Origin of the sequence: Primorskyibacter sp. S187A, assembly GCF_049800955.1 — a bacterium.
In the GTDB taxonomy this organism is placed as follows: Bacteria; Pseudomonadota; Alphaproteobacteria; order Rhodobacterales; family Rhodobacteraceae; genus JAKVBH01.
Genome location: NZ_JBNAGA010000003.1, coordinates 319,880 through 334,316 on the forward strand (window position 1 = coordinate 319,880; position 14,437 = coordinate 334,316).

The 14,437-nt window shown below is 59.2% G+C and carries 16 protein-coding genes and 1 tRNA gene; 14 read left to right on the plus strand and 3 right to left on the minus strand.

Features of this window, described 5'->3' with window-relative positions:
- The first annotated feature begins 94 nt into the window (after positions 1 to 94).
- Genes ACP15S_RS18915 through ACP15S_RS18925 form a run of 3 tightly spaced genes read left to right on the plus strand, consistent with a single transcriptional unit; the run spans position 95 to position 1,522 of the window.
- The gene (locus ACP15S_RS18915; RefSeq protein ID WP_425041233.1) at positions 95 to 667 is read left to right on the plus strand and encodes a sigma-70 family RNA polymerase sigma factor; all 573 of its coding nucleotides are present in this window, start codon (positions 95 to 97) and stop codon (positions 665 to 667) included.
- Positions 668 to 677: 10 nt separating this feature from the next.
- Entirely contained in the window at positions 678 to 1,019 is a 342-nt protein-coding gene (locus tag ACP15S_RS18920) for a hypothetical protein (protein ID WP_425041234.1), read from the plus strand.
- Between the two features lie 2 nt (positions 1,020 to 1,021).
- On the plus strand, positions 1,022 to 1,522 hold the full coding sequence (locus tag ACP15S_RS18925; protein ID WP_425041235.1) for a periplasmic heavy metal sensor: 501 nt from the start codon (positions 1,022 to 1,024) through the stop codon (positions 1,520 to 1,522).
- Here the strand turns inward: ACP15S_RS18925 and ACP15S_RS18930 are convergent.
- On the minus strand, positions 1,519 to 2,955 hold the full coding sequence (locus ACP15S_RS18930; RefSeq protein ID WP_425041236.1) for a diguanylate cyclase: 1,437 nt from the start codon (positions 2,953 to 2,955) through the stop codon (positions 1,519 to 1,521). The genes ACP15S_RS18925 and ACP15S_RS18930 overlap by 4 nt on opposite strands.
- A gap of 94 nt (positions 2,956 to 3,049) precedes the next feature.
- Here ACP15S_RS18930 and ACP15S_RS18935 point away from each other — a divergent pair, with 94 nt between their 5' ends.
- The 10 genes from ACP15S_RS18935 (at position 3,050) to ACP15S_RS18980 (ending at position 12,938) form a co-directional block, all read left to right on the plus strand.
- Positions 3,050 to 3,328: a DUF3572 domain-containing protein gene (locus ACP15S_RS18935; protein WP_425041237.1), complete on the plus strand. Its 279-nt coding sequence runs from the start codon at positions 3,050 to 3,052 to the stop codon at positions 3,326 to 3,328.
- The gene (locus tag ACP15S_RS18940; RefSeq protein ID WP_425041238.1) at positions 3,319 to 4,020 is read left to right on the plus strand and encodes an HAD family hydrolase; all 702 of its coding nucleotides are present in this window, start codon (positions 3,319 to 3,321) and stop codon (positions 4,018 to 4,020) included. Before ACP15S_RS18935 ends, ACP15S_RS18940 begins: the two co-directional genes overlap by 10 nt.
- A 100-nt stretch (positions 4,021 to 4,120) precedes the next feature.
- On the plus strand, positions 4,121 to 5,683 hold the full coding sequence (locus ACP15S_RS18945) for a trimethylamine methyltransferase family protein (RefSeq protein WP_425041239.1): 1,563 nt from the start codon (positions 4,121 to 4,123) through the stop codon (positions 5,681 to 5,683).
- Between the two features lie 86 nt (positions 5,684 to 5,769).
- Positions 5,770 to 6,354 carry a heme NO-binding domain-containing protein gene (locus ACP15S_RS18950; RefSeq protein WP_425041240.1) on the plus strand — a complete coding sequence of 195 codons (585 nt, stop codon included), beginning with the start codon at positions 5,770 to 5,772 and terminating at the stop codon, positions 6,352 to 6,354.
- Positions 6,351 to 7,352, plus strand: coding sequence for a diguanylate cyclase domain-containing protein (locus tag ACP15S_RS18955; protein ID WP_425041241.1), 1,002 nt, complete (start codon positions 6,351 to 6,353; stop codon positions 7,350 to 7,352). The genes ACP15S_RS18950 and ACP15S_RS18955 overlap by 4 nt, the downstream gene beginning before the upstream one ends.
- Positions 7,353 to 7,791: 439 nt before the next feature.
- Positions 7,792 to 8,703: a substrate-binding domain-containing protein gene (locus ACP15S_RS18960; RefSeq protein WP_425041242.1), complete on the plus strand. Its 912-nt coding sequence runs from the start codon at positions 7,792 to 7,794 to the stop codon at positions 8,701 to 8,703.
- Between the two features lie 96 nt (positions 8,704 to 8,799).
- Positions 8,800 to 9,966: an ABC transporter permease gene (locus ACP15S_RS18965; protein ID WP_425041243.1), complete on the plus strand. Its 1,167-nt coding sequence runs from the start codon at positions 8,800 to 8,802 to the stop codon at positions 9,964 to 9,966.
- Positions 9,967 to 9,968: 2 nt separating this feature from the next.
- Positions 9,969 to 10,742, plus strand: a complete 774-nt coding sequence (locus ACP15S_RS18970) for an ATP-binding cassette domain-containing protein (protein ID WP_425041244.1) — start codon at positions 9,969 to 9,971, stop codon at positions 10,740 to 10,742.
- A 160-nt stretch (positions 10,743 to 10,902) separates the two neighbouring features.
- Positions 10,903 to 12,735, plus strand: coding sequence for a 3D-(3,5/4)-trihydroxycyclohexane-1,2-dione acylhydrolase (decyclizing) (gene iolD / locus ACP15S_RS18975; RefSeq protein WP_425041245.1), 1,833 nt, complete (start codon positions 10,903 to 10,905; stop codon positions 12,733 to 12,735).
- The gene (locus ACP15S_RS18980; protein WP_425041246.1) at positions 12,732 to 12,938 is read left to right on the plus strand and encodes a hypothetical protein; all 207 of its coding nucleotides are present in this window, start codon (positions 12,732 to 12,734) and stop codon (positions 12,936 to 12,938) included. The genes iolD and ACP15S_RS18980 overlap by 4 nt, the downstream gene beginning before the upstream one ends.
- Before the next feature lie 201 nt (positions 12,939 to 13,139).
- On the opposite strand, the gene ACP15S_RS18985 is transcribed toward ACP15S_RS18980, so the two are convergent.
- A tRNA-Ala gene (locus tag ACP15S_RS18985) sits at positions 13,140 to 13,215 on the minus strand.
- 72 nt (positions 13,216 to 13,287) lie between these two features.
- Complete coding sequence (locus tag ACP15S_RS18990) at positions 13,288 to 13,608, minus strand: TIGR02300 family protein (RefSeq protein ID WP_425041247.1); 321 nt, start codon at positions 13,606 to 13,608, stop codon at positions 13,288 to 13,290.
- A gap of 95 nt (positions 13,609 to 13,703) precedes the next feature.
- On the opposite strand from ACP15S_RS18990, the gene ACP15S_RS18995 reads away from it, so the two are divergent.
- Positions 13,704 to 14,414, plus strand: a complete 711-nt coding sequence (locus tag ACP15S_RS18995; RefSeq protein ID WP_425041248.1) for a M48 family metallopeptidase — start codon at positions 13,704 to 13,706, stop codon at positions 14,412 to 14,414.
- Positions 14,415 to 14,437 lie beyond the last annotated feature (23 nt).

A 14,437-nucleotide genomic window follows, 5' to 3' on the forward strand; every position in this document is an offset into this window, starting at 1 on the left:
TGACGCGGCAGGCCGGGCATTGTGTCCGGCCGGTTCGCACCTTATGCGAGGTGGGTCTCAATACATGCCCTTGGATCCCGGGTTGCCAGATGTAATGCGTGAACTGAGTGATGATGCTTTGTTGGCAGCCTATGTGCAGGGCGACAAGGTGGCTGCGCGGGTATTGACGCTGCGGCTCACACCGCAGGTTTTCGCGCGCGCCATGACGCTTTTGAAAAACCGGACGGAGGCCGAGGACGTGACCCAGGAGGCCATGTTGCGACTTTGGCGGATTGCGCCGGACTGGCGGGCGGGCGAGGCCAAGATCACGACCTGGCTTTGGCAGGTCACAACGAACCTGTGTACGGATCGTTTGCGCCGCTCAGGCCGCACCCGGCCATTGGATGATGCAGGTGATCCTGTGGATCCTGCCGTCTCTGCAGAGATGTCGATGCTGAATTCCGCGCGTGCCGAGGCTTTGAAAAACGCCCTGGCTGATCTGCCCGAACGGCAGAGACGCGCGGTGCAGATGCGGCATATAGATGGCATGGGAAATGCACAGATCGCATTGGCTCTGGACACCAGCACGGAAGCGGTTGAATCGCTGACAGCACGCGGATGCCGGGCATTGAAAGCCGCCCTTGCCGGGCGACGCGCAGACTTGGGGTTTACGGATGACGAAGAGTAAGGAACCACAGATGACAGACGCAGAGCTGTCTGCATTGTTCTCAGCCGTCTCGGGCGCGCAAGAAAACGTGGCGGAGGCCGATGCAGACCTCATGGCGCGTGTCTTGCGAGATGCCATCGAGATGCAGCCCGGCGCACGCGCCGCGATGCGCCGGTCCTCGCCTCTGGAGGAGCTGTTCCGCGCGCTGGGTGGCTGGATGGGGGTTGGCGGTCTCGCCGCGGCCTCGATCACAGGGGTATTGCTTGGATTCAATGTGTCCGGTGAGGTGCCTGGGGTCACGACGTTTCTGACCTTGGATACTGCTATTGTTGATCCCTTCACGGGGTTCGATGTTTTGCTGGAGGAGGGCTGATCATGTCGGATACCGACCAGAAACAGCCGCGCAGCGGGCGCGTCCTGCGGGTGCTTTTATTTGTCTCGCTGGCGGGCAATCTTGTTGTTCTTGGCCTCGTGGTGGGCGCTGTGCTGAAAGGGGGGCCGCACGATGGACCGCGTAATCTGGCCCGCGATACAGTGGCGCCTTTTACCCGTGCTCTGGCGCGGGAGGATCGACGCAGCATTGGGCGCGACATCCGTCAAACCGTCGCCGGCGGAGACGCGGCGGCATGGCGCGCGGCACGGCAGCAAAGGTATACGGAGGCCCTTCGGCTGTTGCGCGAAGAGAGTTTCGACGCGGATGCCTTTGGCGCTGTGCTGGCCGGGCAGGTCGCTCAGGTGCAGGCGGTGGCGGGGGCGGGGAGCGTGGCTTTGACGCGCCATATTGCAGGCATGTCAGCCTCGGAACGGCAGAGCTATGCTGACCGCGTCGAAGAAGAGCTGCGCCGTGGAAAGAAGGATCGCAAGGGCAAGCCCTAGGCCGCCGCGTTATAGAACTCGACTGTATTGCGCCCCTGTGCCTTCGCTTCATAGAGCGCACGATCCGCTTCCTGGAGCAGAGCGTCATGATCCAGCGTGGCGGCGACTGGCATGCCGGGCGTTGCGAAATGGCCAGAGCGCGGGGCGCTTGGGCCCCCCATCGCCACGCCAATCGATACCGTCGCCGTCAATTCGCTGACCTCGCCGGGAATTTGGAAGGGGTGATCTGAAATCAAGCGGCACAAGCGCCGCGCCGTGGCAATGGCTGCGCGTCGGGTTGTGTCGGGCATGATGATCAGAAATTCTTCGCCTCCCAGACGGGCCACCATGTCCACAGCGCGCAACTGATCGCGCAAGCGATCCGCAACCCCCGCCAGCACGGCATCGCCCGCCGCATGACCGTATTTGTCATTGACCAATTTGAAATGGTCGAGATCTGCGATCATGACCGCGAAACTGCGCCCAGTTCTGCTCGCGCGATCGGCGATGCGCTCGAGATGCGGCATGGCATAGCGGCGGTTGAACAGGCCGGTCAGTGGATCCGTGGCCGCGGCGCGTAATCCATCGCGGGTGGTCGAGCGTAACCGGTCAGCTTTGCGCTTGCGCTCCACGTGTTTGTCGAGGCGCCAGAGCATCTCCGGCACTGACAAATCCTGCGTACGCACCAGATCGTTCGCGCCCAGATCAAGCAAGGTGGCCCCCGTCCGGCGCAGGGCATCAGGCGCAATGACAACGATGGCGGCGTGTCGCGTTTCTGCACGGGTGCGCAACTCGGGCAGCAATTGCATCCCTAGGGTGCCATCTGTCGTTTCCGACAAGACGATGACATAGACATCCGCCGCTTCGGAAGTGGCGGCAGAGGACTTGCCCGACATCAGATCCCGCAGGGTAACCCGTTCAACCTTGTGCGGGATCTTCTGCTCAATGTCCTCCACGACAGGATGGGTGTGATGGGAGTTGTCATGCAGAAAAGCGATGCGCCCCTGCATGCCGAAGCCTGCGGGCGCTTCGCTCAACCCAAGAGCGCGCTGCGTGCTCTCGCGCATCGACAATTCACTGTCGGCCTCGCGCGCTCGTTGCAACGAGCGCAGGCGCGCCAGCAACACGACATCATCGATAGGCTTGCACACGACATCATCCGCCCCTGCTTGCAGCACCGTCAGCCGGGTGCTGACATCGTTGCCCTGCAAGAGCACAAGCAAGGGAATATGGGTGGTTTTGGGATTGCCGCGAAAGCGCCGTACCAGCTCAGCGCTGTCGATCCCGTCCACCTCGCCCAGCAAGATGGCGCCGGGATTGCGTTCGCCCGCGCGCCGAAGAGCCTCTTCCGCGCTTGATGCCTGCAAAGTGTCGTAATAGGCAGACGAGAGTTTAACCTTGAGAACGATGCGATTTGTTGCGACAGCATCGACAATCAAAACAGTACCTGGCATCGGACGACTCTCAACGTTTACGGTTGCGTCAACATGCAAAAAAAAGAGTTAATAATTTCTTTCTAATTGTTGCGAATTGTGAGGAGGATCAGCGGTGAAGCGAGAATCTGCCGAAACCCTGGCGTTGCAGGCCCTTGGCTGGCTGGTGGGCGAGGATGATCTGCGCGATGTGTTTCTGGGCGCTACAGGAACCTCAGAAGCAGACTTGCGCGCGCCCGCAACGGAGGCCGAGTTTCTCGCATCCGTTCTTGATTTCCTCTTGATGGATGACGCTTGGGTGGTTCGGTTTTGCGATGCGTATGGTCATGGCTACCCCGATCCCATGATGGCGCGCGCAGCCTTGCCCGGTGGGGAGGCGGTTCATTGGACGTAGCAGGCATCGTTTTTGACAAGGATGGAACACTGATTGATTTCAGTGGCACCTGGGATCGTTTTGCGCAGGATTTGATTGAAGAGCTCTCGGGTGGCGCAACTGAACTGGCCGCGCGGTTGGCCGATGCCATGGATTTCGATCTCGCCGCCGGCACATTTCGCGCCACGAGCCGCATCATCGCAGGGACAAGCCGGGAAGCGGCTGAATGTGTGCAATCGGCGTTGCCGGACCGCAGCCTTGATGAAGTCGAAAACTTGATGGCTGAGCGTGCGGCGGTGGCCCAGATGGCCCCTGTTGTCCCGCTAGGACCCTATTGCGCGGGCCTCAAGGCGGCCGGGTTCAAGCTTGGCGTGGCGACAAATGATTCCGAGGCTGTGGCGCAGGCCAATTTGCGCACCTTGGGGCTTACAGGCGTTTTCGATTTTGTCGCGGGCTACGATTCCGGCTTTGGCGGCAAGCCGGACGCCGGAATGCTGACAGCCTTTGCCAACGCGATGGCGCTCGCGCCTCAAACCTGTGTCATGGTTGGCGACAGCCCCCATGATCTGATCGCCGCGCAGCGGGCTGGATTTCGGTCGGTCGGCGTTCTGACGGGGGTGTGTGACCATGACACGCTTGCCCCGCTATGTGAGGTCGTCCTGTCTGATATCGGGCATCTGCCCAACTGGCTTGGATTGAAGCCCGCGCCCTAGGCGGCACATCAAGCGCCAATTCCGACATTCTTCGTCGTAAATGACGCGGTGCGGCTCTTGTGCGCGTGGTTCTCTGAGCGCGTTGGTCAGGGAGAAAAGCATGGCAGATGGTGCAGGGCGGACGCGGCGGCGCGGCGGAGGGCGGGCTGGCAATGCGGCGCGGCGTGGAACACTGGCAATTGATCAAATGCGCTGGAGCCCCCCGATCAATATCGATCGCCCAACGGAGCCTCTGTCAGAGGAGGGCATCGAAGCGCTGCACAATGCGGCCATGCATATCCTTGAAAACATCGGGATTGCCTTTCTGAACGAGGAAGCTCTGGGCATACTCAAACAGGCGGGCTGCAAGGTTGAGGGCGAGCTTGTGTTCATGGACCGTGACTTTGTCATGGAGATGATCGGCAAGGCGCCAAGGACGTTCACCCTGACCCCGCGCAATGAGGATCGTCGGATAACAGTGGGCGGCAATCAGATGCTCTTTGGCAATGTCTCCTCGCCGCCCAACTACTGGGACATGGAGATTGGAAAAAAAGTCCCCGGTAATCGGGAGATGTGCCAGAACCTGTTGAAGCTGACCCAATATTTCAACTGCATTCACTTCGCGGGCGGCTATCCCGTTGAACCGGTGGATATCCATGCCTCGGTCCGCCATCTCGATGTCGTCTTTGACAAGCTGACCCTGACAGACAAGGTCATGCATGCCTATTCCCTCGGCCGCGAGCGTGTTGAGGATGTGATGGAAATGGTGCGGATCGCAGGCGGGCTGTCGCATGAAGAGTTCGAAGCAAGCCCGCGCATGTATACGAATATCAATTCAACCTCGCCGCTCAAGCATGACCAGCCGATGATGGATGGCTGGATGCGTCTGGCGCGGCGTGGTCAGGGGCTCGTTGTGACGCCATTTACTCTGGCCGGTGCCATGGCGCCGGTCACGATGGCGGGCGCAGTTGCGCAATCCCTGGCCGAGGGGCTCTGCGCCATTGCACTTGCGCAATACATCAATCCCGGCGCGCCCTGTGTGATCGGGACATTCACCTCGAATGTTGACATGAAGAGCGGTGCGCCTGCCTTCGGCACTCCTGAGTATATGCGCGCGACCCAGATGACAGGACAGATGGCGCGGTTTTATGGCTTGCCCATGCGCGCGTCAGGTGTCTGTGCCGCAAACGTTCCGGATGGTCAGGCAATGTGGGAGACCTCGAACTCACTTTGGTCTGCGGTGCAGGGCGGTGCCAACATGGTCTACCATGCGGCGGGATGGCTGGAAGGCGGGCTGATCGCCAGCCCTGAAAAATTCGTCATGGATTGTGAAATTCTCCAGCATATCCAAAGATATATGGCGCCTGAATTGACGTCGACCGCCCCAGATGATCTGGCCTTGGGCGCGATTGAGGAAGTGGGTCAGAGCGGTCATTTCTTTGGCATCCAGCATACGCAGGATCGGTATGAGACGGCGTTTTATCAACCTTTCCTGAGTGACTGGAAAAACTACGAAGCCTGGGAGGCGGCAGGCGGCATCTGGACGGCCGAGCGCGCGCATCGAACCTTCAAGGAGATCCTTGCCAGTTTCGAGCCGCCGCCCATGGATGAAGGCATTCGCGAGGAATTGGAGGCCTTTGTGGCCCGTCGCAAGAAGGAAGGCGGCGCTCCTACCGATTACTGAGCGGGAAATCTCGCTCGAATTTGAGCTGTTAGGTTCGTGTTAAACGATTGCCCTGCAAATTGGCTCCCAGCGAAATGGGGCAAGGTATGCATGGGTTAATCAACAGGGCAATTCAGTCCTTCTACAGGGATACCTACGGGCGGCAGGCATGGTCAGATATCGTGCGAGCGCTCGAATTGCCGTTTTCTGAATTCGAGCCGATGCTGCATTACGACGCGTCGCTGACCTATGCGATGCTTGATGAGATGAGCCGCGCGTTGGACAAACCATGTGAAGTGGTTCTGGAAGACCTAGGGACTTACCTTGTTTCGCACCCCAATCTGGAATCATTGCGACGTCTTCTGCGCTTCGGCGGCGTCAGCTTCGTGGATTTTTTGCATTCTCTGGACGATCTTCCGGGGCGCGCGCGCTTGGCCGTTGAGGATCTCGAATTGCCCGATCTGGAGTTGCGCGAACACGGCGGGCGCAACTTCTCACTTACGTGCCACAGCCACGGAAACGGCTTTGGCTATGTCCTTGTGGGGATTTTGCGCGCTTTGGCTGATGACTACGGAGCGTTGATCTTTCTCGAACATCGCGGGGGCAGCGAGACCGAAGCCATTGATATCACAGTCTTTGAGACGGAGTTTGCGGAAGGCCGGGAGTTTGATTTGGGGGCGGAAGCGGGATGATGCATTCAAGTCTAGATGTTCTGTGCCCTATGCATGTGGAGCTCGATGCAACGGGTCATATCGTTCATGCAGGTCCAACGCTGAGAAAAATGATCGCGGACGGAGGTGTTGGTCGGCGATTTCTGGAAGTGTTTGAGCTTCGCAGGCCGCGCAGCGTGTCCAGTATGAAAGATCTGCGCACCATGATGGGCAGCAAACTGCACCTGCGCATGCGCGATGCAGTAAGCACGGGGCTGAAAGGCGTCTGTGTGCCTGCGGTGCAGGGTGATCGGCTGATCGTAAACCTGTCCTTTGGCATTTCGGTGGTAGATGCGGTACGTCGATACAAGCTGACTTCAGCGGATTTTGCAGCCACTGATCTGGCCATTGAGATGCTTTATCTCGTGGAAGCCAAATCGGCGGCCATGGACGCCAGCCGCAAGCTCAATCAACGTTTGCAAGGGGCAATGATTGCTGCCGAAGAGCAAGCATTTACCGACACTTTGACCGGGCTCAAGAATCGGCGTGCTCTGGAACACATTCTTGGACGCTTTGTCGAATACGGCAATGATTTTACCTTGATGCAACTGGATCTGGATTTCTTCAAAGCAGTGAATGACACGATGGGTCACGCCGCCGGGGACCATGTCTTGCTGCAGGTGGCCCGCATCCTCGTTGAAGAGACACGTGAACAAGACACGGTCGCGCGGGTCGGCGGGGATGAGTTCGTTCTGGTTGTCAACGGTGCTCTGGGAGCGGAGCGGATTGCGGATATCTGTAATCGGATGATCCAAAGACTGGAAGAACCGATTCCGTTCGGCGATGAGATGTGCCGTATTTCTGGCAGCCTTGGGGTTGCCACGACCGCGCAATATGACGACGTCGACATTCCGACGATGTTCGAAGACGTCGATATCGCGCTTTACGCGTCAAAACATGCCGGGCGTGGCTGCTTCACGATTTATGCGTCTGATCTTCGCAAGGAAGGCGTTCTCCAAGGTCTGGATGGTGCAGCCTGAGGCTGGTGGGCTTTCGCATTTTTTCCCAACTTGTGAGCATGGCTGTCGAGCGGCTCGTGGTAAACAGTCTGCGATGATCTCCATGCCCGACATGTTCCGTTCAAACGCTTGCGGTGTCAGTCGCAGTCGCATGCTGAACCACGCGCGCAATCGGCAAACTTGCGGATGTGATTGAAACCGGTTGCAAAAAAATGAAACCGGTTGCAATATCATGTCCAGCATATCGATCCGGCGGGAATTAGGGGTTGACGTCTGCGTGCGGCAACGACCTAATCCATCTTCAACGAGAGGCCGGCTGAAAGCTGGAGGGACACTATTACACCGACGTACGGACAAGGCGCATCAATCATGATGTAGAGCGCCGATGTTTGCAAAAGAATTCGGTTCATAATCCGAATAGGCCCGAAACAGGGTCACAACAATCCTTGGGAGGAAACCAATGAAAAAACTACTTATGGCCGGTGCTGCGCTTGCAGTGATGGCGTCGGCAGCCGCCGCTGAACGCTATGTTGTCATCACGCACACGCAGGGCACGGATCCGTTCTGGCCTGTCGTGGAAAAAGGTGCCCGTGACGCCGCGGCCGCCGTCGGCGCAACAATTGAATACAATTTTGACGTCTCCGGTGACATGGCTGCCATGGCCGCACTGATCGAAGCCGCCGCAGCATCCGAACCTGATGGTATCGTTGTGTCTTTGCCCGATGCGGCCGCCCTCGGCCCGGCAATCAAATCCGCCGTTGCGGACGGTATTCCGGTCATCACGATGAATTCCGGACTGGAATCGTCCGCAGAACTCGGCGCGTTGATGCACGTTGGCCAGCCAGAGCGCCTCGCGGGTGAGAAAGCCGGTGAGCGTGCGAAAGCCGAAGGCGTGACCAACGGTCTGTGCCTCAACCAGGAAGCATTCAACACGGCGCTTGTGGATCGTTGCTCGGGTTACTTCGACGGTCTGGGCGGTGATCTCAACATGATCGACGTGTCGAATGACCCTGCACAAATCGAAACGCGGACGGCTGCGGCTCTGGAAGCCGACGAATCCATCGATGGCGTTCTCGCCGTCGGCCCGCATGTCTGTGAAGCGGCCAACAAGGCGATCACGGCGGTTGGCGCAGAAGTGCATCTGGCATGTTTTGACCTGTCCCCCGGCGTGATGGACATGATCGAAGCAGGCGACGCTGCCTTCACGATCGATCAGCAGCAGCGTCTGCAAGGCTACATGCCGATCATCGTTCTGCACCTGTACAACAACCATGCGGGCCTACTGCCTGGCGCAAACATTCCCTCGGGCCCCGGCTTCGTGGATGCGTCCAACGCAGCATCGGTCAAAGAGCTCGCGGGCGTCGACAGATAAGTCGCCTCGGATGACATGACATCCACGAGACAGGCGGGGCCTCGCTCCGCCTGTTTCACACCCGGCTGATGATTTGCAGAACACCAAGAGGGCATGATGGCGCAACGCAGCGAATCCGATAGATTGGCAGATGAAACCTGGCTTCAGCGTACGATCAGGAAACCTGAAATAGGGGCCTTTGTCGTGATGATCGTGATCATCGTGGCACTGACGGCAGCGTCAAACGGGAAAGCGTTCAACGCGCTTGGGTTGAAAAACAATATCCAGATTATTTCTCAGTACGGCATCATCGCAATCGGTGCGGCGATGTTGATGATCGCGGGCGAATTCGATCTCTCCATTGGATCGATGATCGGGTTTGCCGGCATGTCTATGGCGCTCATGCTGAAATGGGGTTTGCCCTTCGGGCTTGGGGAAGCCACGCCCTTGATGGCTTTCGCGCTCACGCTTGCGATGACCTTGGCCATAGGATGGGCCATAGGCACCATCGTCGTCCGATCCGGATTGTCGAGCTTCATCGTAACCTTGGGCTTTTTGTTTTTCCTGCGTGGCGTCACGGAAGTGGCCTTCCGCCTGATCAACAAATCCACTCAGGTCTCCGGCCTGCCGGATTTCAAAGAGGAAAGCTGGGTCGCCTGGTCCTTCGGGGGGGAGGTGTTCGGCTGGTTCTATGACGCGTGGTTCTGGCTTGGGCAAAGGTTTGTCGACATGGGGTTTGAGCGCACGGATCAATGGTTCCTGCTCGGCGGCAACCTCAACCGGCGCGGAACGCAATGGGTTGAAGGTTTCGATGCGCGCTTCTTCTGGTTCATCCTGATCGCCGTTGTCGCGAGCTTTGTGCTGTCACGCACCAAGCTGGGCAACTGGATCTTTGCGACGGGTGACAACAAGGAAAGCGCACGGGCCAACGGCGTACCTGTGAACAAGGTCAAGGTAGGGCTCTTCATGTTCACCGCGTTTTGCGCGACGATCTTCGCCGCTTGCCAGGTGTTTGAAAACAACACGGCCGATGCCGCGAAGGGCAACCTGATGGAGCTCTTCGCCATCGCCATTGCCGTTGTTGGCGGGACGCTCATGACAGGCGGGTTTGGCTCGATCCTCGGCGTTGTCTTCGGCGCCATCACCGTGGGCCTGGTGTCCAATGCTGTATTCTTCATTCCGGCGATCGACGGCGCGTGGTTCCGCGTGTTTCTGGGCGCGATCCTCTTGGCGGCGGTCTTTGCCAATGAACGCATCCGCAAGCGCATCACTGGGGGGATATGATCATGGCGGCTCAACCTTATATGCGCGTCGAAAATCTCGTGAAGCGGTTTGGTCCTTTCACGGCTTTGGGAGGTGTGACGCTTGAGGTGTATCCCGGTGAAGTGCACGCGCTTCTGGGCGACAATGGCGCGGGTAAATCCACGCTGATCAAGACGCTGGCCGGTGTGCATGAGCCCACCGAGGGGCAGATCTTCATCGAAGGCCAGCCCGTCAATTTCCGAAGCCCGCGCGACGCGTCCAACGCCGGGATCGGGACCGTGTATCAAGATCTCGCGGTCAATCCGTTGATGTCTGTGACGCGCAACTTCTTCATGGGGCGCGAGCTCACCACCGCCTGGGGCGCCTTGCGCATGTCGGAGATGGATCGCATCACCCATGATGAAATGCTCAAGATCGGGATTGATATTTCCGATCCGACGCAGGCCGTGGGCACGATGTCTGGTGGTCAGCGGCAGACGCTGGCCATCGCCCGTGCGATCTACTTTGGTGCGAAGGTTTTGATCCTTGATGAGCCTACGTCCGCACTGGGCCAAAAGCAGCAGATGGAAGTGCTCAAGACAATCAAACGGGTGAATAACCGGGGCGATATCGCGATCATTTTCATCACCCACAACGAGATTCACTCCCGCCTTGTGGGCGACAGGTTTACCTTTCTGGCGCTTGGCAAGGTCATCGGCGCGGGCAAATCCGAGGATATCAGCGATGTGGAAATGCGCCGCCTGATGTCCGGCGGTGTCGAGATGGGCGATCTCAAACAGGAACTGGCGGCGATCTGATGGGCCCATCGGCGCATATCTCATGGCGTGCAGGGGACCGGTCGGATCCCTGCACAACCTGCATCGATGCATCAGGTCCGGCGCCGGCATCCTGATCTCATCCACCGCGACGCCTCTGAACGAGGGCCGGTGCGCGGCTCTTTATTGACGAGGCTTTGACATGACAAAAACGATCCGACTGACAGCGGCGCAAGCAATGATGCGCTGGCTCTGCGCCCAAAAGACACCCACAGGTGAGACCTTTATTGCCGGATGCTGGGGCATCTTTGGCCATGGCAACGTCGCAGGATTGGGCGAGGCGCTGCACTCCGTGCGTGAGACACTGCCCACCTACCGCGGCCACAATGAACAGACGATGGCGCATACCGCGATTGCCTATGCCAAGCAGATGCGACGGGACCGGGCCATGATGGTCACGACGTCAATCGGCCCGGGCGCCACAAATGTCGTCACTGCGGCAGCGTTAGCCCATTGCAATCGCCTGCCGGTCTTGATTGTGCCGGGGGATGTCTTTGCTTCCCGCGCGCCAGATCCGGTTTTGCAACAGCCCGAGGTCTTTCAGGATGGCACCGTCAGCGCGAATGACTGCTTCCGCCCTGTGAGCCGCTATTACGACCGGATCTCGCGGCCCGAACATGTTTTGACGGCGCTGCCCCGCGCCATGCGTGTTTTGACCGATCCCGCTGAATGCGGCCCCGTCACATTGGCCTTTTGTCAGGACACGCAAGCGGAGGCTTTTGACTATCCCGAGAGTTTCTTTGAGGAACGTGTCTGGCGGACCCGCGCGCCGCAGCCTGATCCCATGGAGGTCTCCACGGTCGCAGACCTTTTGGCAAGTGCCGCGTCGCCGGTCATCGTCGCAGGCGGGGGGGTGCTCTATGGCCGTGCGGAAACGGCGCTCCAGACGTTCTGCGAGGCGCATAACATCCCGATCGTTGAGACACAGGCGGGCAAATCCTCTCTGCCGTGGGATCATCCCCTCAACCTCGGTCCAGTGGGCGTCACAGGGGGCGAGGCCGCCAATGATGCGTGCGCGCGCGCGGATGTGGTCATCGGTGTCGGGACGCGGTTTCAGGATTTCACGACCGGCTCCTGGTCGATCTTTCGCAACCCCGAGCGCCGTCTCGTCAGCCTGAATGTGCAGCCCTACGATGCGATGAAACATGGGGCGGAACCGATCTGTGCGGATGCCACAGCGGGTCTGACGGCCTTGTCTGAGGCCTTGGGCGATCTGAAATTCGAAGCACCATCTGCGGTCGCCAAGAGCGCTTGGTTTGCCAAGGTTGATCCATTGACCGCGCCGCCTGAGACGGGCAATGCCCTGCCCACGGACATGCAGGTCGTGGGCGCTGTCCAGCGGGCGCAAACAGAGCAAACCGTGGTCATGGGCGCAGCGGGTACGATGCCAGGCGAGCTCCACAAACTCTGGAAAGCGCAAGGGCCGGGCGGGTATCACATGGAGTACGGGTTCTCCTGCATGGGATATGAGATCGCGGGGGCGCTTGGCATCAAGATGGCTGAGCCGGAGCGCGATGTGATTGCGATGGTCGGTGACGGCTCCTACATGATGGCCAATTCCGAAATGGCGACCGCCGCCATGATGGGCGCGGGATTTACCGTCGTTGTGACGGACAATCGTGGTTTTGGCTGTATCAACCGGCTGCAAATGGGCACCGGCGGGGCGGAGTTCAACAACCTCCTCGATACCGCCCACCATGTGAACCCTTCACAGATCGACTTCGCGGCGCATGCGGCGTCCATGGGCGCGACGGCCGTCAAGGTCGCGTCGATTGCGGAGCTTGAAGAGCATCTGGCCAAGGCCAAAGGCGCGGACCGGCCCTATGTCATCGTGATCGATACCGATCCTTACCCCTCGACCGAACATGGCGGGGCCTGGTGGGATGTGGGCGTGCCGGAAGTGTCACAGCGCGACAGCGTGCGCGCGGCGCGTGAGGCATGGGATCAGGGTCGCAAGGATCAAAAGCTCACATGAAGAAGCTCTTTGACGTGCAACTGCCATTTTTTGTGCCGCTGTGGCGGCGCATTGCTCTGGTGGTTGCGTGTCTGGTGTGGGCAGGGCTCGAATATGCCTGGGGCAACCCGGGCTGGGCCCTGCTGTTTCTCGGGATAGGGACGTGGTGCGCGCACCAGTTTTTCATCGCCTTCGATCCGCCCGATCCGGGGGAAGGCACTTAGACGATGGTCGTGAGCAGGGCGCTCGTCAGGTCTGGAGGCAGTCGCTAGCGAACAGAGCATGTGCGCGCGCATCATGCTCTTAGATTCGTTTTTGGCTAAAGCCCTTCGCGAAAAACCTGAATCACGAAAACACTGCCAAGCAACTGCTGTCTCGTGATGCTCGATGTAATGGTTTTCGTCGAAGTGCTTTAATGGGAATTTTGGTGGAGCCTAGGAGGATCGAACTCCTGACCTCTACAATGCCATTGTAGCGCTCTCCCAGCTGAGCTAAGGCCCCATCTTTTGTGCGTTGCGGGATACGCAAAGCAGGTGGCGGACGCAAGAGAAAAACTGCGTCCGCGACCGAATTTTAGCTGTCATCATCCTCAGAGGCGACATCGGCAATCTCGTCAAGCGAGACGTTGTCGTCATCATCATCTTCAAGCACATCATCGCCGAGATCGACGTCAACATCATCATCATCTTCGATGACCGCGTCTTCGTCTTCGACGGCCTTCATTTTCGTGGTTTCCGCATCTTCGGCATCCGCGGCAATCATCCGGTTCTTGGACTGATCAAATTTAACCACTTCGCCTGTGTATGGGCTCACGATCGGATCGCGGTTCATATCGTAAAAGCGTTTGCCTGTGGTCGGGCACAGGCGTTTCACGCCCCATTCTTCTTTGGGCATCGGATCCCTCTTTCACTCTTGGGCTTGCGGACAGTTCCGCTCCCCTGCCATAACGGTCAGACCCTGTCAAACCGTTGCATCCTATGAGCGCCCATATGGGACACCTGACCCTGTCCGGCAACCCCCCGATCTCGATTGCCTTGCGTCGCTCCGCGCGGGCGCGCCGCATGACGCTGCGCATCTCCGGGTTGGATGGGCGGATTACACTGACGCTGCCGCGCGGGATCAATGAGCGGGAAGCGCAGGCCTTTGCCGCCGAAAAAGAAGCGTGGTTGCGCAAGCACCTGGCCAAGCAGAGCGCGCCTCAAAGAATCGCACAAGGCACCTCCATTCCAATCGAGGGCAGGCCGCGCAAACTGGTCGCGGGGCAGGGCAAGCGCATAACGCTATCGGATGATGCATTGACCTTGCCGCTGGATGACGGACGCGGGGGGCCGCGTTTGCGCGCTTGGATCAAGGCACAGGCGCGCCAGCGATTGGCAAATGCGTCGGATCACTATGCCGCCAAGCTCGGGCGCGATTATAGCCGGATCACGATGCGGGACACGCGCTCGCGGTGGGGGTCGTGTTCGTCCCAGCGCGCGCTGAACTATTCCTGGCGTTTGTATATGGCGCCGCCCGACGTGCTCGATTACGTGGCCGCGCATGAGGTGGCGCATCTGGCGGAGATGAATCATTCGCCGGCGTTCTGGGCTGTTGTCGAGCGGTTGTATGGACCCCATGCCGCGCAGCGCAGCTGGCTGCGGACCCATGGCAATGCCTTGCACACTTACATTTTCGACGCCCAGCCGGGCGCAGGCGATTGACCTGGCGCGCATTTGTGATCACA

Coding starts and splice junctions, on each gene's coding strand:
- ACP15S_RS18915 (WP_425041233.1), top strand. CDS start 95: ATGCGTGAACTGAGTGATGATGCTTTGTTGGCAGCCTATGTGCAGGGC.
- ACP15S_RS18920 (WP_425041234.1), top strand. CDS start 678: ATGACAGACGCAGAGCTGTCTGCATTGTTCTCAGCCGTCTCGGGCGCG.
- ACP15S_RS18925 (WP_425041235.1), top strand. CDS start 1,022: ATGTCGGATACCGACCAGAAACAGCCGCGCAGCGGGCGCGTCCTGCGG.
- ACP15S_RS18930 (WP_425041236.1), bottom strand. CDS start 2,955: ATGCCAGGTACTGTTTTGATTGTCGATGCTGTCGCAACAAATCGCATC.
- ACP15S_RS18945 (WP_425041239.1), top strand. CDS start 4,121: ATGGCAGATGGTGCAGGGCGGACGCGGCGGCGCGGCGGAGGGCGGGCT.
- ACP15S_RS18950 (WP_425041240.1), top strand. CDS start 5,770: ATGCATGGGTTAATCAACAGGGCAATTCAGTCCTTCTACAGGGATACC.
- ACP15S_RS18955 (WP_425041241.1), top strand. CDS start 6,351: ATGATGCATTCAAGTCTAGATGTTCTGTGCCCTATGCATGTGGAGCTC.
- ACP15S_RS18960 (WP_425041242.1), top strand. CDS start 7,792: ATGAAAAAACTACTTATGGCCGGTGCTGCGCTTGCAGTGATGGCGTCG.
- ACP15S_RS18965 (WP_425041243.1), top strand. CDS start 8,800: ATGGCGCAACGCAGCGAATCCGATAGATTGGCAGATGAAACCTGGCTT.
- ACP15S_RS18970 (WP_425041244.1), top strand. CDS start 9,969: ATGGCGGCTCAACCTTATATGCGCGTCGAAAATCTCGTGAAGCGGTTT.
- iolD (WP_425041245.1), top strand. CDS start 10,903: ATGACAAAAACGATCCGACTGACAGCGGCGCAAGCAATGATGCGCTGG.
- ACP15S_RS18980 (WP_425041246.1), top strand. CDS start 12,732: ATGAAGAAGCTCTTTGACGTGCAACTGCCATTTTTTGTGCCGCTGTGG.
- ACP15S_RS18990 (WP_425041247.1), bottom strand. CDS start 13,608: ATGCCCAAAGAAGAATGGGGCGTGAAACGCCTGTGCCCGACCACAGGC.
- ACP15S_RS18995 (WP_425041248.1), top strand. CDS start 13,704: ATGGGACACCTGACCCTGTCCGGCAACCCCCCGATCTCGATTGCCTTG.